General features: G+C 64.2%; 20 protein-coding genes. 16 read left to right on the top strand and 4 right to left on the bottom strand.

Features of this window, described 5'->3' with window-relative positions:
• Window positions 1–87: 87 nt before the first annotated feature.
• Window positions 88–1368 carry an NAD(P)/FAD-dependent oxidoreductase gene (locus ACK3R5_RS03710; RefSeq protein WP_411968107.1) on the top strand — a complete coding sequence of 427 codons (1281 nt, stop codon included), beginning with the start codon at window positions 88–90 and terminating at the stop codon, window positions 1366–1368.
• Between the two features lie 25 nt (window positions 1369–1393).
• On the opposite strand, the gene ACK3R5_RS03705 is transcribed toward ACK3R5_RS03710, so the two are convergent.
• Together ACK3R5_RS03705 and ACK3R5_RS03700 are read right to left on the bottom strand one after the other, a co-directional pair.
• Entirely contained in the window at window positions 1394–2281 is an 888-nt protein-coding gene (locus ACK3R5_RS03705) for a CPBP family intramembrane glutamic endopeptidase (protein WP_411968106.1), read from the bottom strand.
• Window positions 2282–2371: 90 nt separating this feature from the next.
• Window positions 2372–3064 carry a metallophosphoesterase gene (locus tag ACK3R5_RS03700; RefSeq protein WP_411965706.1) on the bottom strand — a complete coding sequence of 231 codons (693 nt, stop codon included), beginning with the start codon at window positions 3062–3064 and terminating at the stop codon, window positions 2372–2374.
• Between the two features lie 105 nt (window positions 3065–3169).
• Between ACK3R5_RS03700 and ACK3R5_RS03695 the strand changes: the two genes are divergently transcribed.
• Window positions 3170–3949 carry a MarR family transcriptional regulator gene (locus ACK3R5_RS03695; protein WP_411968105.1) on the top strand — a complete coding sequence of 260 codons (780 nt, stop codon included), beginning with the start codon at window positions 3170–3172 and terminating at the stop codon, window positions 3947–3949.
• Between the two features lie 5 nt (window positions 3950–3954).
• Here the strand turns inward: ACK3R5_RS03695 and ACK3R5_RS03690 are convergent, their stop codons facing one another.
• Window positions 3955–4554, bottom strand: coding sequence for a J domain-containing protein (locus tag ACK3R5_RS03690; RefSeq protein WP_411968104.1), 600 nt, complete (start codon window positions 4552–4554; stop codon window positions 3955–3957).
• A gap of 102 nt (window positions 4555–4656) precedes the next feature.
• Here ACK3R5_RS03690 and ACK3R5_RS03685 point away from each other — a divergent pair, with 102 nt between their 5' ends.
• The 9 genes from ACK3R5_RS03685 to ACK3R5_RS03645 all read left to right on the top strand — a co-directional run bounded on the left by ACK3R5_RS03685 (window position 4657) and on the right by ACK3R5_RS03645 (window position 13890).
• Window positions 4657–4905 carry a hypothetical protein gene (locus tag ACK3R5_RS03685; protein ID WP_411965703.1) on the top strand — a complete coding sequence of 83 codons (249 nt, stop codon included), beginning with the start codon at window positions 4657–4659 and terminating at the stop codon, window positions 4903–4905.
• Between the two features lie 117 nt (window positions 4906–5022).
• Entirely contained in the window at window positions 5023–7287 is a 2265-nt protein-coding gene (gene ppsA, locus ACK3R5_RS03680) for a phosphoenolpyruvate synthase (protein ID WP_411968103.1), read from the top strand.
• A 116-nt stretch (window positions 7288–7403) separates the two neighbouring features.
• A complete protein-coding gene (locus ACK3R5_RS03675) occupies window positions 7404–8147 on the top strand; it encodes a lysostaphin resistance A-like protein (protein ID WP_411965701.1) in 744 nt (247 codons plus the stop codon).
• A gap of 96 nt (window positions 8148–8243) precedes the next feature.
• Entirely contained in the window at window positions 8244–9317 is a 1074-nt protein-coding gene (mfnA, locus tag ACK3R5_RS03670; protein ID WP_411968102.1) for a tyrosine decarboxylase MfnA, read from the top strand.
• A gap of 109 nt (window positions 9318–9426) precedes the next feature.
• Complete coding sequence (locus ACK3R5_RS03665) at window positions 9427–9993, top strand: YqaA family protein (protein WP_411965699.1); 567 nt, start codon at window positions 9427–9429, stop codon at window positions 9991–9993.
• Between the two features lie 97 nt (window positions 9994–10090).
• Window positions 10091–10768, top strand: a complete 678-nt coding sequence (locus ACK3R5_RS03660; protein WP_411968101.1) for a LiaF transmembrane domain-containing protein — start codon at window positions 10091–10093, stop codon at window positions 10766–10768.
• Window positions 10769–11030: 262 nt separating this feature from the next.
• A complete protein-coding gene (metG, locus tag ACK3R5_RS03655) occupies window positions 11031–13103 on the top strand; it encodes a methionine--tRNA ligase (RefSeq protein WP_411968100.1) in 2073 nt (690 codons plus the stop codon).
• An 86-nt stretch (window positions 13104–13189) separates the two neighbouring features.
• Complete coding sequence (locus ACK3R5_RS03650; protein WP_411968099.1) at window positions 13190–13495, top strand: hypothetical protein; 306 nt, start codon at window positions 13190–13192, stop codon at window positions 13493–13495.
• Between the two features lie 101 nt (window positions 13496–13596).
• Window positions 13597–13890 (top strand): hypothetical protein, encoded by a 294-nt coding sequence (locus ACK3R5_RS03645; protein WP_411965781.1) that lies wholly within the window; start codon window positions 13597–13599, stop codon window positions 13888–13890.
• Between the two features lie 16 nt (window positions 13891–13906).
• Here the strand turns inward: ACK3R5_RS03645 and ACK3R5_RS03640 are convergent, their stop codons facing one another.
• Window positions 13907–14725, bottom strand: a complete 819-nt coding sequence (locus ACK3R5_RS03640; protein WP_411968098.1) for a cytochrome bc complex cytochrome b subunit — start codon at window positions 14723–14725, stop codon at window positions 13907–13909.
• 192 nt (window positions 14726–14917) lie between these two features.
• Here ACK3R5_RS03640 and pyk point away from each other — a divergent pair, with 192 nt between their 5' ends.
• From pyk to ACK3R5_RS03615, 5 genes are all read left to right on the top strand, one after another.
• Entirely contained in the window at window positions 14918–16675 is a 1758-nt protein-coding gene (pyk, locus tag ACK3R5_RS03635; RefSeq protein WP_411968097.1) for a pyruvate kinase, read from the top strand.
• Window positions 16676–16718: 43 nt separating this feature from the next.
• Window positions 16719–16940, top strand: coding sequence for a hypothetical protein (locus ACK3R5_RS03630; protein WP_411965693.1), 222 nt, complete (start codon window positions 16719–16721; stop codon window positions 16938–16940).
• Between the two features lie 225 nt (window positions 16941–17165).
• Window positions 17166–18896 carry a hypothetical protein gene (locus ACK3R5_RS03625; protein WP_411968096.1) on the top strand — a complete coding sequence of 577 codons (1731 nt, stop codon included), beginning with the start codon at window positions 17166–17168 and terminating at the stop codon, window positions 18894–18896.
• A 2-nt stretch (window positions 18897–18898) separates the two neighbouring features.
• On the top strand, window positions 18899–20014 hold the full coding sequence (locus tag ACK3R5_RS03620) for a restriction endonuclease (RefSeq protein WP_411968095.1): 1116 nt from the start codon (window positions 18899–18901) through the stop codon (window positions 20012–20014).
• 73 nt (window positions 20015–20087) lie between these two features.
• Window positions 20088–20678, top strand: coding sequence for an NfeD family protein (locus ACK3R5_RS03615; RefSeq protein WP_411968094.1), 591 nt, complete (start codon window positions 20088–20090; stop codon window positions 20676–20678).
• Window positions 20679–20914: the final 236 nt, after the last annotated feature.

Raw genomic sequence — 20914 nt, 5'->3', positions numbered from 1 at the left:
CCCTAATGGGGGGAGGAACTAAGCCCTTCTCGTCGGGCGATGGCAACACCCGCAGGGGCTTTGTGTCACCCGTCCGAGAGACCGTGTATGGACGACAGACACATCGTCGTCGTCGGCGCGGGTCTCGCTGGACTCGTCGCCGCGCGACACCTCGCCGCCGCCGGGGCCGACGTGACCGTCATCGAGCGACGAGACGACGTCGGCGGGCGAGTCCGAACCAGAACGAAAGACGGGTTCACGGTAGACCGTGGCTTTCAGGTACTGTTCACGGGCTATCCCGCGGTTCGGCGCGAACTCGACCTGGAGGCCCTCGACCTGCGGGCGTTCACCCCCGGGGCCACTATCTGCCGGCCGAGTCGCCGGTCGGTCCTCTCGGACCCGCTTCGCGACGTTCGGAATCTGTTCGAGTCGGTGCGCAACCCGGAGGTGACGACGACGGACAAAGTCCGGACGCTGGCGCTCAGACAGGACGTGGGGACGCGCGACGAAGCCGAGATATTCGCCTCACCCGACCAGAGCATCAAGTCGTACCTCCGGGACTGGGGCTTCTCGGAGGACTACATCGACCACTTCGTCGCGCCGTTCTACGGCGGTATCACACTCGACAGGACGCTGTCGTCGTCGAAGCGCGTCTTCGAGTACACGTTCAAGATGCTCTCCGCGGGGCAGACGGCGGTTCCGGCCGCCGGCATGCAGGCGATTCCCGAGCAACTCGCTGCCAGCGCCCGCGAGGAGGGAGCGACGTTTCGACTCGGAAAACGCGTCGAAGCCCTCCAGAGCGACGCCGGCGGCGCAGTCGTCACCACGTCCACCGACTCCGTCGAGGCCGATGCCGTCGTCGTCGCCACCGACCCGAAAGAAGCGCGGCGACTGACGGGCGTCGAGTCGATTCCGACCGACGCACACGGGTGTGTCACACAGTACTACACGCTCCCGAGCGAGAGCGCGCTCGGCGAAGGAAAGCGCATCATGCTCAACGCGGCCAATCCCGACCCCAACACGGTCGTTCCACTCTCGACTGTCGCGCCGGAGTACGCACCAGCGGGGAACGAACTCCTGAGTGCGACGTTCCTCGGCGACGCCGCACAGGACGAATCGGCAGACGACCTCTTCGAGAAGACGAACCGAACCCTCGAAGCGTGGTATCCAGAGCGGTACTTCGAGGACCTCGAACTGCTCGATACGGAGTCCGTCTCGTTCGCCCAGTTCGCCCAACCGCCGGGCATCCACGACTCGCTACCGGGCCACCGCGACGTCCCGGGACGGGCCTACCTCGCCGGCGACTACACCGCGTGGTCGTCGATTCAGGGTGCGATGCGGAGCGGCCGAGAGGCCGCCGAGGCCGTCCGAACAGACCTCTCGGCGTGACTGGCCGGACGAGACGACAGGGCACTCAGTCGTTCGAATGCGTGACCCCACCACTGGCATCGGCGTCCACCCGGGAGCGACCCTCCTCGAACGAGAGGCCACCCGTCGCCAGCGGGCGGGACGACAGCCGTTCCGAACCGTACCGGTAGACGAGTATCCCTGCGAATAGCCACGCTGCGGCGGCGAGCGCCGCTTCAGACGGGAGGGCGCCGTCGCCGACGACACCTCTCGACAGATAGACCGAGACACCGTTCCACGTCGTATGGAACACGATGGGGAGGAGGACGCGCCCACCGGACTCGTTGTAGAGCCACGTCGTGATGACGCTGATTGCGAGGACAGCGAGCAGGTAGAACACGAACGACGTTCCCGACTGCGAACTCCCGGGCATGACGAACAGGGGGATGTGCCACGCCGCCCACACGACGCCGATGACGAGCGACGCGCGAAAGGCCCCGAGGCGTCGCTGGAGGACCGGAAGCCCGTATCCGCGCCATCCGGGTTCTTCGAGGCCGCCACGGATGAACGACGATAAGAGGAGTGCGCCGAGCACCCCTGCTGGTCCGAGGGCCGCATCGTCGAACGTCCAACCGAGCGCGACTGTGAACACGAGTGTGGCACCGAACAGGACGACTGGAACGGCGACGGCGGCGACCCAGACGAGTGGTGACGCGCGGACGCTCACCAACTGCCGACCCCACGACCGGATGTCACCCGTGGCCGTTGCGAGGACGATGGCCGCGAGGAACGGTCCGAACCCACCCGTGAGGACGAGCAACGAGGTGTACGAGGGCGGGTCACCCGACCTGACGAGCAGTGTCGCCGGTATCCACCACACCCACGTGAGGACGTAGGTCAAGACCAGAAAACTGAGGAATCGGTTCGCCCGAATTCGGGCTTTAATGGAGGGCATGACAGCTAATTGTACTCTCTTCGTCAGCATAGCCACAGTCAACGCTTCTCGGTGGGTGGGAATGCTGGCTTCTCCACGCGTAGGTTTAACTCAGAGCAGGCGACGAAGGTCCCCCAGCGGCGGGAAGGTGAGCGTCTCGCCGGCGTCGTCGTCGCGCACGAGTGGCCGGAAGACGCTCGCCTCGGCCACGAGCGGCGAGTCGAAGTCCGACCCACGCATCCGATTGATTTCGACGCCCGGTGCGAGACGGGTGAACGACGGGAGCATCAGCACGTCGCCCCCGCGGTAGGCGTCGGGGCCGTAGAGAAAACACGGCCGACGACGCCCCTCGATGGTGACCGTCGGGTGGTCGTGGCCGACGACGTAGCGATGGCTCTCGCCGTCCGGTTCGCGGTGGCCGTGGGCGACGAGCGTCTCGTCGGCGAGGCGGTACTCGTCGTACACGTCGCCCGACCACACCTCCGCGAGCATCGTATCGTGGTTGCCAGCGACGAACACCGGGTCGGCACCGGCAGCGACGCACTCGTCCGCGAGCGCTTCGAGGGCCGCGACGTGGCGGTCCGAGACTCGGTCGAACCGATGGAGCACGTCCCCAGCGAAGACCACTTCACGCGGGTCGAACTCCGCACAGAGCGCCGCGAGTCGCTCGGTGAGACCCGTCTGTTCGCCGAGCGGATAGTCCACCGCAGACGCGTCTGCGCGCCCGACGTGCAGGTCCGAGAGGACGACTGCATCTGCGTCGGGGAGGTAGACGGCACGGTCACGGACGGCGGCGCGAAACACGGGAGAAAGGTCGGCCGGCGGCGACAAATCAGCACCGGTCGTCGACACGGACTCGACAGCGTTCGAGTGGAGGCCTTTTTACACGACGCCTCCCACACCAGTAGTATGAGCGGCGCACTGGAGGACAAGCGAACGGCCACCCGATTTCGTATCCTCGCGGAGATTGCGGACCGCCAACCCGCGGTGAGCCAAGGCGAGATTGCCGAGGCAGTCGGCGTGACGAGTCAGGCAGTCTCGGAATACATCCGTGAACTCGTCGACGACGACCTGGTCGAAAAAGAAGGGCGCTCTCGCTACCGCGTGACCAAGGAAGGCGTCGATTGGCTCTTTCAGGAGGCCCGCGCACTCCAGCGATTCGCCGAACACGTCACCGACGACGTCCTCGAGAGCGTCAACGAAGACGCCGCTATCGTCACCGACGACGTCTCGGCCGGTGAGACGGTGACGCTCTCGCTCCGCGACGGACTCCTCCACGCGACACCTGGCGACGAGGGGCCGGCAATCGGCGTCTCGACGACTGATGCCGAGGCAGGGGAAGACGCGAGCGTCACCGGATTCGAAGGCGTCATCGAGATGGAACCGGGGTCGGTTCGCGTCCTCCAGATTCCGCCCGCACGACTCGGCGGCAGTGGCGAGGTGGACATCTCGGCACTGGCGGACGCCTGTGCCGACGCGGATATCGTCCTCGCCAGCGGCGTCGAAGCAGTCGTCGCCTGTCGCCGTGCGGACGTCACCCTCGAAACGTGGTTCTCACCGGGCGAAGTCGCCGCCGATGCCGCCGCCCGCGGATTAGACGCTGTCGTCGTCGCCAGCACCGACGCCGCCGGACGCGTGACCGACGCCCTGCGTGATGCGGGTGTCCTGTTCGAAGTGACCGAACCGTAGACTCCTCACTCGTCGGCGTGTTCCCACGCCATCGTGTACGCCTCGCGCAACCTGCGGAACCGTTCTCTGTCGCCGCCGTGGTCCGGGTGGGCCTCCTTCACCTGCGAGCGGTAGGCGTCTCGAACCGCGTCGCTCGTCGCGTCGGACGGGAGTCCGAGTCTGTCGAACGCCTCCGAAATTGGGTCGTCGACGTCGGCCAGTTCGGGTTCAATATCGGGAACGTCGAAGGGGAGGCGACGGCCCAGTTGGTTCCCCGGCATCTCGTGTTCACAGAGGATGGGGAACACGCCCGTGCGTTCGAGGCGGAAGAAGGCCTGCGCGTCGAACGTGATGGCGACGCGTCGCTCGGGGAGGTAGAACGCCACCGTCTCGTCGTACACCGACCGGTCTTCGACGAACTGCTCTCCGATACTGGTGAGATACTCGCGGATTTCGAGGCGTCGTCGCACAGCACCGTCTACGCGCGGGCCGCGTGAGACCGGTTGGTCCGGGAAGATGCGGCCACCGACGACGAACACGCCGGCGACGACGACGGAGGCGACTGCGCCCACCACGAGGCCGATTACCAGCCACGAGGGGAGCAGAAAGACCCACTCCGGGAGCACGCTAGATTCCAAGTGTCGAGCGACTATGAACCCCTCGCTGGTCGCACCCCTCGCCGGCGACTCGTCACACACTGCTATGTCGGCGGCGCACCACGTTCCCGTATGCAACCGATTCGCTTCGAGGAGGCCGACAGCGCAGAGCGGACCCAGATTGGCGAGGGACTGACTCGCGTCGCCGTCGCCGCCGAGCGACTGGAGACGGGACGGTCCGAAGGGAAGTACTTCCTCCGACACGACGACGGGTGTGCGGTCTGTGGCGCGGCAGTCGTGGCGGGCGAGCCATTCTACCTCGACCCCGACACCGGCGAGATACTCTGTGAGAATCACGGACGGGAGCGCCGTGGCGACTGACGAAATCCGTGTTCCGAATCGTGCAACAATTTCATACTCGGGTGTGAGTGAGTTTTTATTCACGCATGTCCCGGTCGCAAACTTCTTTATCGCCCTCCCGGACCATACGAATACCACATGGCTGTAGTCTGGCTGGACGACGTACGGGCCGACGACCTGGAACTGGTCGGCGGCAAAGGCGCGTCGCTGGGCGAACTCACCGGTGCGGGGCTTCCCGTCCCACCGGGGTTCGTCGTGACGGCGGGCACGTACCGAGCCTTCATCGAGGATGCGGGAATCGACGACGAACTCTTTTCTGCGGTCGAGGTCGACCACGAGGACTCTGCGGCACTGAAGGAAGCACACGAGACGGCACACGACCTCATCATGGGCACTCCGATGCCCGAGGACGTCCGCGAAGAGATTCTGGACGCCTACCGAAGCATCGGTGATGGTGACGCGTTCGTCGCCGTTCGCTCCTCTGCGACGGCAGAGGACCTCCCGGACGCCTCGTTCGCAGGACAGCAAGAGACGTTCCTCAACGTGCAGGAAGAAGAACTCCTAGAGAACGTCAAGGCCTGCTGGGCCTCGCTGTTCTCCGAGCGCGCTATCTACTACCGCAACCGGAAGGGCTTCCCCCACGACAAAGTCGATATCGCGGTGGTCGTCCAGCAGATGGTCGACTCCGAGAAGTCGGGCGTGATGTTCACGTGTCACCCCTCGACCGGTGAAAAGAAGGTCATCATCGAGGCGGCGTGGGGACTCGGTGAGGCAGTCGTCTCCGGCACCGTCTCGCCCGACAACTACGTCGTCAACCGCGAGAACGGCGACGTCGAGACGGCGACCATCGCGGACAAGAAGACGATGTGCGTCCGCGACGAAGAGACGGGACAGACCGTCAACAGAGAGGTTTCGAGCGACAAGCGCCACGAACGCGTCCTCACCAACGAGGAAATCGCCCGCCTCCTCGAACTCGGTGAACTGGTCGAAGACCACTACGGAAACCCACAGGACGTGGAGTGGGCCGTCTACGACGGCGAGGTGTACATGCTCCAGTCCCGCCCGATTACGACCATCTCCGAGGGCGACGAAGACGCCGCGAGCGACGATGGGAAGTCGACGAACGCCGGCGACGACGTCATCATGCGTGGCCTCGGCGCGAGTCCTGGTATCGCGTCGGGTCGTGCTCGTATCGTGACGAAACTCGACCACCTCGACCAAGTCGCCGAAGGCGACATCATCGTCACCGAGATGACCATGCCCGACATGGTGCCCGCGATGAAGCGCGCCGCCGGCATCGTCACCGACGAAGGTGGCATGACCTCGCACGCGGCTATCGTCTCGCGCGAACTCGGCGTCCCGGCAGTCGTCGGCACGGGCGACGCCACCTCGACTATCGCCGACGGTGACATCGTCACTATCGACGGCGACAAAGGGACGATTCGCGAGGGCGAGATGCCCGAAGAAGAACAGCGCCAACCCGTCGAGGAAGCGCGCCCCAAGACGCCCGTCAAACCGATGACGGCGACTGAAGTCAAGGTCAACGTCTCCATCCCCGAGGCGGCCGAACGCGCCGCCGCGACGGGCGCAGACGGCGTCGGCCTCCTCCGTATCGAACACATGGTGCTGACGCTCGGCAAGACGCCGGAGCGTTACATCGAACAGAACGGAGAGCGCGCCTACGTCGACGAAATCGTCACCGGCGTCCGCGAAGTCGCAGAGGAGTTCTACCCGCGTCCGGTCCGCGTCCGCACGCTCGACGCACCGACCGACGAGTTCCGCCAACTCGAAGGCGGCGAGAACGAACCGCGCGAACACAACCCGATGCTCGGCTACCGCGGCATCCGCCGTGGCCTCGACAACCCGAACATCTTCCGCCTCGAACTGCAGGCGTTCCGCCGCCTGTTCGACATGGGGTACGACAACGTCGAAGTCATGTTCCCCCTCGTCAACGACGCCGAGGACGTCGTCCGCGCCAAAGAACACATGATAGAAGCGGGAATCGACCCCGACAAACGCGAGTGGGGCGTCATGATAGAGACGCCTGCCGCCGCGCTGTCTATCCGAGAGATGGCCGACGTGGGCATCGACTTCGCCTCCTTCGGGACGAACGACCTGACGCAGTACACGCTCGCGGTGGACCGCAACAACGAGCACGTCGCGAACCTCTACGACGAACTCCACCCGGCCGTGCTCAAACTCATCGGCGACACCATCGAGACGTGCCGCGACGTCGGCGTGAAGACGAGCATCTGTGGACAGGCCGGGTCCAAACCCAAGATGGTCCAGTTCCTCGTCGACAAGGGAGTGAGCTCCATCTCGGCCAACATCGACGCCGTCCGCGACGTCCAACACGAGGTCAAACGCGTCGAACAGCGACTCCTGCTCGACTCGGTCCGCTGACGAGACGGCAATCGGTCACCAAACCTCGTCTTCCCCGTTTTCGCCCGCGATAGCCACTCTTGCACCTGTCTTTTTCTCCACACGTCTCGTATCTTCACGGTGAGAGGTCCCTCACTATGTCCACCGCCGTCGATTCCCCCTCCGCCACGCCGCCGAACGTCACCGACCGACTCCGCGCCATCGTCGTCGTGCTCGCTATCGTCGCCGCCGCTATCGTGCTCGGTGTCGTCCTCACGATAGCCGTCTTCGTGCCGCTTCTACTGGGGAACGTCGCACTCGACCCCTCCGGGTCGACGTTCCTCGTCGTCGCACTGATACCGTCGCAACTCGCCTTCGCCCTCGTCGGCGTCCTCGTCTCCATCGCCCTCCTCGGTGGCGTGTCGCTTCGCGTCCCGACCCGACGCGACGTCAGGTGGGCCGCAATCGGCCTCGTAGGGAGTTTCGCCGCCGTCGCACTCCTCGTCGCCGCATCGACTGTCGTCGACCTGAGTCCGGTCCAGTCCGTCGTCGGCGAGGCGGCAGGCGTCGACCCGGTGCTTCTCGTCGTCCTCGCGCTCCTGTCTATCTTCGTCATCGCACCCGCCGAAGAGGTGCTCTTCCGAGGTGCCGTTCAGGGGCGCTTACGGAAGACGTTCGGCCCCGTCGGCGCTATCGCCCTCGCCAGCGCCATCTTCGCGTCGCTCCACGCGTTCAACTTCGTCGGCGGTGGCCTCGTGATTCTCGTCCCGCTCGCAGCACTGTTCATCGTCGGGTCGGTATTCGGCTACATCTACGAGCGAACCGAGAATCTCGCCGTCCCCATCGTCGTCCACGGACTCTACAACGCGACGCTGTTTCTCTCGTCGTTCGTCCTCGGGTGACCGTAATCCGTAGCCTGCGACGAGCGTCGTCGTCGTCTGGGAGACGGCGTCGCTATGGAGCGGAACCGATATACTGACCGTTCCGTTACGGGAGGCATGCAGCGTGCGGCACCGCAGGCGTTCGACCGCGTCCTCTCTTCGATGTGTACCGAACCACACCCGGCCGCCCGTGAGGCCGCAGAACGATTCCTCGCGGCCAATCCCGGCGACCCGGCGACCTACCAAACGGTCGCCGCGCTCGAAGACGACGCGCTCGCGTTGTTGGGTGATATCACCGGCCTCTCGTCGCCACATGGCTACGTCGCCAGCGGCGGGACCGAAGCCAACATTCAGGCGATTCGTGCCGCCCGCAACCACGCCCGCGACGACGACCCGAACGTCGTCGCCCCCGAGAGCGTCCACTTCAGTTTCCAGAAGGCCGCCGACGTGCTCGGCGTCGAGTTACGGACCGTCCCCGTCGACGCCGACTACCGGGCGAACGTCGACGCCGTCTCTGCGGCCATCGACGACCACACGATTCTCGTCGCCGGCGTCGCCGGGACGACCGAATTCGGGCGTGTCGACCCGATTCCAGCACTGACGGACGTCGCCCACGACGCCGGCGCGACGATGCACGTCGACGCCGCGTGGGGTGGGTTCGTCCTCCCGTTTACGGACCACGAGTGGTCGTTCGCCCACGCCCCCATCGACTCGATGACCATCGACCCCCACAAGTTCGGGCAGGCCGTCGTCCCGGCCGGTGGTCTGTTGTTCCGAGACACGGAACTTCTGGACGCACTCGCAGTCGATACGCCGTATCTCGAATCGACGTCGCAGGCGACGCTCACCGGCACGCGAAGTGGGGCGGGCGTCGCCTCTGCCGCCGCCGCGATGCGCGAACTGTGGCCCGATGGTTACCGCGAGGAGTACGAACGTCAGCAGGCGAACGCCGAATGGTTGTACGACGAACTCGTCGCTCGCGGCTACGACGCCGTTGCCCCCGAACTCCCACTCGTCGCCGCACACCTCCCAGATACCGAGTTCGAGTCGCTCCGTGACCTCGGGTGGCGCATCTCTCGAACAGCGAGTGGGGAACTCCGCGTCGTCTGTATGCCGCACGTCTCGCGGGAGTCGCTGCGGGCGTTCCTCGTTGACCTCGACGGCGTGAAGCACCCCCCGGCGCGAAACTGAATAAAACGGTTCGTTCCCGGGACAATCACGGAACGACGACAGTTCTGCTAGCCATAAGTTCGCTACCGAAACCTGAAGGCTTACATTCCATTGGTTTCGAGAGACTGGTGTGACCCTCCCCGCGCTCGTGTCGCTTTCTGACCTCGCCCTCGGAATCTATCCCGATTTCTCGTGGCTCTCGACACTCGTCGAGACGGCTACCGGGTGGTTCGGGTTGGCGATTATCTTCGCCTACTCGTTCCTCATCGCGTTCGCCCTCCCGGGAGTGAGTGAAATCGTCCTCCTTGCCCCACTCAATCTCGGCCTCTCAGAGACCGCAAAACTGGCCGTCATCATCGTCGTCAGCGGTGCCGGAAAATCCGCCGGAAGCGTCTTCGCCTTCTACATCGGCCACGAGACGAAAGAGTCCGGAGTCGTCGAACGGGCGCTCGACCGTCTCCCCGTGGACGTGATGGGATGGACCGAGCGGCGGGCTATCGAAATCGCCCAGAAATGGGGCTACGCCGGCCTCGCCGCCGCGCTCTGCGTCCCCGGGTTCCCCGACACGCTGTCCATCTACGCGTTCGCCGTCCTCGAAGACGACTACCTCAAGTTCGCCGCGGCGACGTTCGTCGGGTCGGCCGGCCGCCTCATCGTGACCGTCGTCGGCATCGAAGCGGCACTCGCGTTCCTCTGAACCCACACCAATCGGGATTTCGTCTGCCTGAGACAGACGCCACAGAAATCTGAGAATCAGAATCGCTGGTTATCCTCTCTTGAGACGTATCTCTAGCATGGCATACAGACGCATCTCGAATCAGGTAGCCGTCGGGGGCGCAATCGTCGTCGTCGGCCTCGTACTGCTCGCGAACAGCACCGGCCTCTACGACACGAGCGGCCTGTTCCGGTACATCCCGTCGCTGTTCGTACTCGTCGGCCTGTACGCACTCGTCGCCAGTGGGTTCCGAAACGTCGGCGGCCCGCTCGTCCTCATCGCCGTCGCCGGGGCGTGGCAAGCCGTCGCTCTCGACCTGGTGACGGGGTCGCAGGTGCTGTCGCTGTGGCCGGTTCTCATCGTCATCCTCGGCCTCTCGGTCGTCCTCGGACGCGTTCGGTCGTCGGTCGAACCCGTCACCGGTGACCGTGTCGACCTCGTCGCTATCTTCGGCGGACGGAACGCACGCGTGACCTCGAACCGGTTCACCGGCGGTGCTATCACTGCGCTGTTCGGTGCCGTCGAACTCGACCTTCGAGACGTGGTGGAACTCGAAGACACCGCCCGAATCAACGTCACGTCGCTGTTCGGCGGTGCCGAGATAACCGTCCCGCGAGGGTGGAACGTGCAAATCGACGTGATTCCAATCTTCGGGGGCGCCGAAGACGAACGCCCGCGCCGTGAAATCGAACACGACCGTGTCGACCTCGTCGTCAGCGGGTTCTGCGGGTTCGGTGGCGTCTCTCTCAAAGACTGACGCGACCCGCTCAGCGGCGGCATCTGAGGCGCGTCTTTTATATTTCTGCTCTGACTCAGTAGCGGTGTGACCGTCTCGCGTCCGGACAACATGCGTATGCGTCCCCTCTTTTAGCCACGGGTGGACCCGTCTTGGGCGTCCGTCTCGGTAACGCGAGACGGGGCCGAATTCGGTGAACCCCGAGGTTGCATTACATCGCATCGACCGACAGACGCACCCGTACCGGCGGGCTTTAGGCCCGCATCCGAGATACACGACACATATGAGTCACGAGGAATTCCCGACACAGAACCCTGCGGTGGTGACGTGCGGGTTGCCGTACGCGAACGGCGACTTGCACATCGGCCACCTTCGAACGTACGTCGGCGGCGACATCTACAGTCGCTCGCTGCGAAAACTCGGCCAACAGACGGCCTTCGTCAGCGGGTCCGACATGCACGGCACGCCCGTCGCCGTCAACGCCGAGAAAGAGGGCGTCACGCCCGAGGAGTTCGCACTCCGCCACCACGAGAAGTATCAGGCGACGTTCCCCCGGTTCAACATCGACTTCGACAACTACGGCCACACCCACGACGAGACGAACACCGAACTCACCCAGGAAATCGTCCAGACGCTCGAAGCCGAGGGCTACGTCTACGAGAAAGAGATTCCCGTCGCCTACGACCCGGACGCCGACCAGTGGCTTCCCGACAGATTCGTCGAAGGCGCGTGTCCGTACTGCGGCGAACACGCCCGCGGCGACGAGTGTGACGAAGGCTGTGGCCGCCACCTCGAACCCGGCGAGATAGAGAATCCGACGTCGACGCTCACCGGCAACCCCGCCGAGTACCGCGAGCGCCAGCACAAGTTCTTCGCCGTCTCCGACCTCCAAGAGTACCTCCAGGAGTTCATCAATCGGGTAGAGGGCACGTCGAACGCCCAGAACCAGCCACGCGAGTGGATAGAGGGCGAACTCCAGGACTGGTGTATCACCCGCGACATGGACTGGGGTATCGACTACCCGGGCGACGAAGACACCGACCTAGTCCTCTACGTCTGGGTAGACGCCCCTATCGAGTACATCTCCTCTACTAAGCAGTACTCAGAGAACGTCGGTCCCGACGTGTTCGACTGGGAAGAAGCGTGGAAGGAGTCGGGCGACATCGTCCACATTATCGGCCGTGACATCATCCAGCACCACACCGTCTTCTGGCCGGCGATGCTCAAGGGAGCGGGCTACATCGAACCCCGCGCCGTCATGGCCTCCGGATTCATCACGCTCAACGGCAAGGGCTTTTCCACCTCTCGGAACCGCGCCGTCTGGGCCGACGAGTACCTCGACGAAGGGTTCCACCCCGACCTGCTGCGCTACTACCTCGCCACGAACGGTGGCTTCCAGCAGGACGTGGACTTCTCGTGGTCGAAGTTCCAAGAGCGTGTCAACAGCGAACTCGTCGGCACCGTCGGCAACTTCCTCTACCGGTCGATGCTCTTCGCCTACCGGAACTTCGAGGGGACGCCGGATACCGACGTCTCCGAGGAAGTCGAAGACCGCATTCAGGAAGCCATCGACGAGTTCGGCGCCGCCATCAACGACTACTCGATTCGCGAGTCTGGCAACGCCGCCGTCCGCCTCGCCCAGTTCGGCAACGAGTACATCCAGCGGAACGAACCGTGGAAACTCACCGACGAAGACCCCGAGGCTGCCGCACAGGTCATCCGCGACTGCGTCCAGATTGCGAAGGCCGTCGCCGTCATCTTCCAGCCTGTCGCGCCCGCCAAGATGCAGGCGCTCTGGGAGCAACTCGGCGAAGACGGCCTCGTGGCCGACGCGGCCATCGAAGACGCACTCGTCGCGCCGCCCGCGTCGTTCGGCGAACCCGAAGCGCTGTTCGAGAAGATAGAAGACGAGCGCGTGGAGGCGCTCAACGAGAAACTCGACGAGCGCGTCGCCGCGACGGAATCCGAAAGTGACGAGTCCGAGGAGGACGCCGACGAGAGTATGGCAGCCGACGCTGACCTCGAACCCATCGCCGACGACCGTATCTCCTTCGACGAGTTCCAGAACCTCGACCTGCGCGTCGGCGAGATTCTCTCGGCCGAAGGCATCGATGGCGCGGACAAACTCGCCAAACTGACCGTCGACATCGGCGTCGAAGAACGCCAAATCGTCGCCGGCATCAAGCAACTCCACGACCTGTCGGACCTCCCCGGCAAGAAGGTCATCATCGTGGCCAACCTCGAGAAGGCCGAACTGTTCGGCACCGAGTCCAACGGGATGCTCCTCGCCGCCGGTGACCAGGCCGACCTGCTGACCACCTACGACGACGCGACGCCCGGCACGAAGGTCCAGTAACCTCGGACCGTTCGATTCACGTTTTTTTGGCCGCGACTCGCGCCCGGACCGCAGGGGCTATCAGTCCTGACTCCGCAGCGTCGTCTATGGAACTCGGTGGTCGAACCGCGGTTGGAATCGCAGTCGCGCTCGTCGCAGTCGTCGGCGTCGTCGCCGCCGTCACCGGCGGTGGGGCCGGGACGCTGACAGTCGAGCGCGTGGACGAACTCCCGCAAGGACAGGGGGCAGTCGCCTTCGCGAACCTCGACCCGAACCAGCGAGCGACATTCGAAGACGCGGTGACGTCCGGTTCGTCCGTCCAGATACCGACAGAGGCCGCACGCAACGAGTTCGTCGACCCGGGGTACGTCCGCTACGACGGCGGCATCTACAAGACGACTGTCTCGTCGTAACCACCCAAATCGGCACGTAGACGCCCGGAACCCGAACATCTTCGTTCGAATGTCGGCACAGTATCGATGTCACTATGAGTGACGAGACACGACCCTCGGCTATGCGACTGGGCGTCTCACTCGCCGTGCTCGTCCTCGTCATTACGGCAGGGTGTCTCGGTGGAAGCAACGGGTCGGGCTACCTGACCGTCGAACGCGTCGAGGAACTCCCACAGGGCGAAGGGGCCGTCTCCTACGACAATCTCTCGCCGGAACAGAAAGACGCGTTTCAGCGGGCGCTGGACGACGACGGGAGTGTGACGATTCACAAAGGGACGGACCGAAACGAGTTCATCGACCCCGGATACGTCCGGTACGATGGCGACATCTACCACACGACGGTTTCGGTGCCCTGAAACACCGACAGCGACCCTATTTCGGCGGTCTGAGTCGGTAGTATCGACGGTTGAGGTTGTACATGTAGCCTTCGCGCATCGTCTTGAGCACCGCGTAGGTGACCGTCCCAAAGACGATTGGCAGGAGGAACGTCAGGTCGAACAGCAGGTCGACGTTCATGGGCACGAGGTTCTTGACTGCCAAGAGCGAGATGGTCAGCGCGAACACCACGCCAGCGACGCCAACCGCCGCCCAGAATGGCTCTTCGACCGGTCTGCGTGCGGACCCCTTGTTGAGGAAGGGGACGATAGCGATGAACCCGACGACGACACCGTTGGCGAGGACGCCGTAGGTCCGGTCGGCCATAATCTTCTGCCCGCCGAGGATGGCGAGGTCAGGGTTCAGCGGGTTGAGTTTGAGCAGGCCGAACGACCAGTAGAGGTACCAGTCGGGCAGGATAATCGCCGGCGTCTGACTCGGATTCGCCGGCGCACCGATGTGCGGCGGCATCGTCGCCGAGAGGAACAAAATCATCCCGACGAAGAAGGACGCGATAGAGAGGTTGCGGACCGTCTCGTGGGGCCACGTCGGGAACGCCAGTACGTCGCGTTCGACGTAATCCGACGACTGCCGAACCGTCTGGTCTTCGTACCGCGCGCGCTCGAAGTACTCGTAGGTCAGACGCGACAATCCGGTCGTTCGAGCCTTCCGGTCGCTCCACGTCGGCGTCTCGTCGTCCGGTGGGACGGGTCCCGTCGGAAGCCCACCATCTGCGGCAGGTGACGCGTCGTCCACCCCATCACCGCCGTCCGTCCCGCCGTCTGTCCGAAGCGGGGACTCGTCGGTCAGAGCCATAGTGTACCGTAGGTCTGAACAAGCAAAAAGTGTGCGACAGACCTCCAAACCTCTGTTTTCGTGATAGTCGCCGATTCGATATTGTCCCCCGTGAGCGTCGGCTATCGACGGAGTTCGTGCAGGTGTGTGAACAGCTTACTCGCAAGCGAGTTCATCATCGGGCTTTTTTATTCGTCGGTCGTAGACGGCGTTATGCGCAACGCGAAAATCGTCTGTACACTCGGTCCCGCCTCTTTCGACCGAGAGACGATTCGTGGCCTCGCGGACGCTGGGATGAGCGTCGCCCGGATGAACGCGAGCCACGGAACCGTCGAACACCGGTCGGACGTCATCGACACTATTCGAACGGTCGACGAGGCAACCGACGAACCGCTGGCGGCCATGCTCGACCTGCAGGGCCCCGAAGTACGAACCGCCCCCATCGAAGAGGACATCTACCTCGAGACGGGACACGAAGTCCGATTCTACGAGGGCGACGACGCGACGCCCGACGCCGTCGGCCTCTCGTACTCTATCTCCGCAGCAGAACCCGGTGATACCGTGCTCCTCGACGACGGCCGTATCGAAGCGACCGTCGACCGGGTCGAAGACGACTCGGTGTTTACCTACATCGACTCCGGTGGGAAACTCGGGTCCCGAAAAGGTGTGAACGTCCCCGGCGTGGACCTCGACATCGACCTCATCACCGACTCCGACTACGAGAACCTCAAACTCGCCGCCGAGAAGGAAGTCGACTTCGTCGCCGCCTCGTTCATCCGCGACGCGACTGACGTCTACACCATCAGCGACACGCTGGAATCGTTCGGGGCGGAAATCCCCATCATCGCCAAAATCGAGCGCGCCGGAGCAGTCGAGAACCTCGACGAGATTATCGAGGCCGCACACGGTGTGATGGTCGCTCGCGGTGACCTCGGTGTCGAGTGCCCACTCGAAGAGGTACCCATCATCCAGAAGCGAACCATCCGCAAGGCGCAGGCCGCCGGCGTCCCCGTCATCACGGCCACCGAGATGCTCGACTCGATGGTTCACTCTCGCCGTCCGACCCGTGCAGAGGCGTCCGACGTCGCCAACGCCGTCTTAGATGGCACCGACGCCGTGATGCTCTCCGGCGAGACGGCAGTCGGTGACCACCCCACTCGGGTCGTCGCGACGATGTCTCGTATCATCGAAGAAATCGAGGCAGCGCCCGAGTACGACGAGAGCCAAGAACAGCGCGTCCCCACCGCAATCGAGGGGTCCCGCACCGAGGCACTCGCTCGCTCGGCCCGCTACCTCGCCCGCGACGTGAACGCGGCGGCCATCGTCGCCGTCTCCGAATCCGGGTACACCGCCCGGAAGACGGCGAAGTTCCGCCCCGGCGTCCCCGTCGTCGCCGTCACCCCGAACGACCGGACCCGTCGCCAACTCGCCATGCTGTGGGGCGTCGCCGCCGAGTACTCCGACTACAGTACCAGCGTCGAATCCGTGATGGACGACGCCGTCACCGCCGCACTCGAAGCAGGCGCAGCGGAGTCCGGCGATACCATCGTCGTCCTCTCGGGGATGATGACCGAACTCGAAGGGACGAACACGACCAACATGCTCAAAGTCCACGTCGCTGCCGAGTCGGTTGCCACCGGTCGCAAAATCGTCGGCGGACGCGTCGCCGGACCGCTCTACCGCACCGCAGACGGTGACCTCTCGGAGATTCCCGAGGGTGCCATCCTCTCTCTCGCTGCCGACTTCGACGGCGAATTCGACGGCGACGCGGACAAACTCGCAGGCATCATCGACGCCCGCGCGGGCATGACTGGCTACCCCGCGCTCGTCGCACGCGAACTCGACATCCCGATGATTTCTGGGGCACCGCTCCCCAACTCGGTCAGAGAAGGGTCGACGGTCACCCTCCACGCAGAACGCGGCATCGTCTACGAAGGCGACGTCATCGGACACGAATACGACGGCCGATAGGAGTGCGGTAGCCCTTTCCCGACGCACCACTTACCTCTCTGTGATGTCCCACTCTTCCGAACCGGAGACCGAAGACGAAGGTGAGTGGCGATTCGGTATCGACGACGTCGGCCCCGACGGTATCGTCGACGACTCGCCCGACGAGGCGGACGCGCTCCCTATCGAACCGGAATCGCCGACTCTCGAAAACACCGCGTTCGTCCTCCTCGGTATCCTTCTCGCCGTCGGTCTGCTCGTCGTCACGGTGTTCCCCAACGCTATCTGACGGTACTCGTCCAACGTCACCGACCGTTCTCCGCTCGACAGACACCGACTGTTCTCGGCACCCGCCCGCGACTCGTGTACACTCGCGTTCTCCACACCGACCGGGCGTGAGTCGCCTCCCGACACCAGTCCCGTAGCCGGGTGCGAATTTCCGTTTTGATAATCGGGCCTTTTGATTTATGTAACCCCGAGCGAAATCGCCGTCAACCCCAACCGAGAACACCACATGAGTCACGCAGTTCGCGCACCCTCCGTCTTGGTCGCCGTGTTGGTTCTCACTGCGGCGCTGTGGGTCCCGATGCCCACCGCCGCGGCCGACCAGCCGACCGCTTCGTTCGAGCAGGACGTCACCACCGTCACGCGTGGGGACGTCGTCGAGATACGGGTGCGGCACTCCGACCCCGGCGTCCTCCACGTCGGCGGCGACGACTACGGCTACCATCTGTCGGTCGAACTCACTGGTTCGGGCGTGACGACTGTCACCATCGACACGTACAACTCGACCGGTGACCCCGAGACGTACGTCTCCGGGGGTGGGAACAAGACGCTCCACACCGCCGAACTCGACAGACCACTCGAACCGACGACGTATCTGATGAACGTGACCATCGGCGGTGTCGAACGCGCTATCGGCCAACTCGAAGTCGCACCGCGTGGCAACACGTCGGCGGCGACGTTCGTCGCACCGGCGAGTCTGAACGAGACGGAGTCGACGCCGTCGGTCAGCGCCATCCGCGCCGCCTCGACTGAACGAACCGTCGTCGCCAAGGGAGATATCGCCGTCATCCGCCTCAACGAAAGTGGCCTCGAATCGGCGCTCGCATCCGGTACCGTCGCGGGAGGTGCGGATTCGAACGGTATCGAAATCTCGATGAACCAACTCGAAGTACGCCCGAATCACGAACAAGAGACGTTCCTCGCGACGCCGGAAAACGGGACGACGATCGTCTCGGACCTCGAAAACGACGAGGTGTACCTCCTCTGGGATACGTCTGACCTCCCACTAGAAGGTGACCGCGAGAAGTACGAAGTGACGGTGACGCTGGACGGCGAACACAACGGACTCGTCGAAGACGACGCCATCACCGCGCGCACGCCCGTCCACCTCGTCGAACCGACGGTGTCGATGGCCGTCGACAACGACACCATCTACCCGTGGGAAGCACTGACGGTCAACGTCACTGGTGAGACGACACTCGCCCCCGGTTCCGTCCTCGAACTTCGAGCGCGGGCACCCGGCCAACCGTTCTTGCGACTCGTTCCGATGACCGTCACCGAAAACGGAACTGTCGCCACCAACCTCACGTTCGCCCCTGAAGACCGGGGCCTCGTCTTCCCGATGTGGATTCGTGACTACAGCGACGAGACGAAGACGACGATGACGTTCCACGAGGCGGACGCGGGCCTTCGGTTCGTCGACCAGGAGACGGACGGGACGTTCGTCACCATCAGCGAAGTGAACCTCTCTGTCGGCGGGTTCATTCAGGTGGAGACGCCCGACGACGAACCACTGGGGACGACAGCGTACCTCCCACCGGGTCGACACGAGAACGTCGTCGTCGAGTTCGACCGTCGACAACTGACCGACAGCGAACTACTCGCCGTCGCCTACGCCGACCGGAACCGCGACCAGAACTTCTCGTCCGCAGTCGACCTGGCCTTCCGGGAGAATTCGAGTGTCAACGGGACGGTCATCGCCGACGACGCGATGGTCCGACTCGAACCGGATGCGAAGACGCCGACGCCGACGGAGACACCGATGGAGACGGAGACGGACGAATCGACTGCCGCGGCGACGACGGCAACCACCACCCCGTATCCGGTCGTCGAACGGACGCCAATCGAACCAGCAGTCGCCGGCACGAACACCGGGATTCCGTTCTCACCGGCGCTCGCAGTCGTCGCGCTCGTCGTCACGGGACTGCTCGCACGCCTGCGAAAGACGGAGGAGAACTGACGATGGCGAGACTCGTCGAACTCGACCCGACGAAGTTCGTCCGCTTCCTCTCTGACCTCTGGACGCAACGAAACTGGCAGACGAAGGTACAACCGCGCGGCGAAGGACGCTACCTCGTCCAGGGCCAACGAGGCGACGGCACGAAGGGGATGATGCTCGTCCTCCCCGCCCCCGACGTGACCGTCGAGAAAGACCACGTCAGAGGGTTCGTCGCCCACGCGAAAAAGCGGCAGATAGACGTCGTCGCCGTCGCGACGCAAGGCGAGTTCTCCGACGAGGTTCGCGGCTTTACGACCAAACACGACGTGACGCTTCTCGACCCGGACTCCCTCGGTGAGACTGTCGAACGAGAAGAACTCGAAGAGACGGTCAAGCAGTACACCGACGGCGACGTGTACGAGACGGCGGACGTCGAGTTCGGCCTGCCGTTCGACGTGCCGAAACCGGTCGAAGACGCCATCTCGTCGCTCCCACTCGACAGCGTCCGCGAACGTCTCGACTCGCTCACGGGGGGCGACGACGAAGGGTTGCTCCGTGACCGACTACCGTCGTCGCTCGACGACCTCAAATCCGGGTCGCCGCCGAGCGTGCGTGTCGTCGTCGTCGCCGTCCTCCTGTTGGTTCTCGCGCTCGGGTCTGTCGCCGCACTCGGACCGATGGTCGATGGACTCGGAACGCCCACCGGACAGGACGGCGTCGCCGTCTCGGCACTGTCGAATGCGCCCAACGAGTCCGCAGACGTCGTCGCGCGGTGGAACTCGCGAACGACCGACTCCATCGCCGTCGGCAACGAGTCGTACACGGCCCCCGACGGCCAACAGTTCGTCGTCGTCGCACTCGACGTCTCGCCGACGAGTTCGTCTCCCGGGTCGCTTCCGCAGTCGGCGCTCGTGTTCGAGTCCGACGGCGTTCGGTACGGGTACCAACCGCTCGTGAACTCGACTGGGTTCGAAACCGGCGGGTTGTTCGCACCCAACGAGTCGCAGACGGTCTGGACCGTCTTTTCGGTCCCCTCGAATACGACGACTGGGACTGTCCTCGTGCGCGCCACCAACGAGGATACGGTCACTTTCGTCCACGACGAGTCGCTCTCGGCCGACCCGGACGCAGAGACGTAATCGGGCCGCCGAATCGGCGGCGACGACCCGAGACACCCTCAACCCTTAATCGGACGACGGCCCTAGAGCACCTATGGCACACCCGCCATTCCTGTTGCAATCAGGGCTCATCGGCCCCGAGACGCTCCCGCTACTGCTCGTACTCGCGGGTCTCGGACTCTCTCTCGCCGAAGCACTGGCACCCGGTGCACATTTCGTCGTCCTCGGCGTCGCGCTCCTCGCCGCTGGACTCATCGGCCTGGTCATCGGGCCGTTTGCGACACCACTCGTCCTCGGCCTCCTCGTGTTCGTCTTCGGTGGCCTCGCACTGTATGGCTACCGGGAATTCGACCTCTACGGCGGCAAAGGAGAGAGTCGAACGAGTGACTCACAGGCGCTGACGGGGAAGATGGGACGCGTCACTGAGCGCGTCACGCCGACCGACGGTGAAGTGAAACTCGACGAGGGCGGGTTCAACCCGTACTACGCCGCCCGGTCTGTCCACGGTGAACTCGCCGTCGGGAGCGAAGTCATCGTCGTGGACCCCGGCGGCGGGAACGTCGTCACCGTCGAGGGAGTCGGCCCCGGTGAAGACGAAATCGACCGTGAACTCGCCAGAGAGCGTGCCCGCCGCCGCGAGTCTGAGGCGCGCGAGCGAGAACCCGAAGACGTCGAGAAAGCGTGAACCCACACCGTGGGTCGAAACAGAGAGAGGGACGACTCGTGAGACGAACGTCGCGTCCGCTTCCAGACGAGAAGTAGCCGAACTCACACGAAACGCCGATGGAGGCGAACGATAGCGCACTCGAAACCAGAATTTCCGTGAACTGGCCCCGTTCACCACCGATAAATCGGCCGAATCGTCAGACGTGACGACAGTGGTACACGAATACTTATCATACGGCCAACCCTAGACGAGGT

Origin of the sequence: Haloferax sp. YSSS75, from assembly GCF_046764215.1 — an archaeon.
GTDB lineage: Archaea > Halobacteriota > Halobacteria > Halobacteriales > Haloferacaceae > Haloferax.
This window is presented reverse-complemented; position numbering and strand designations above follow the sequence as displayed.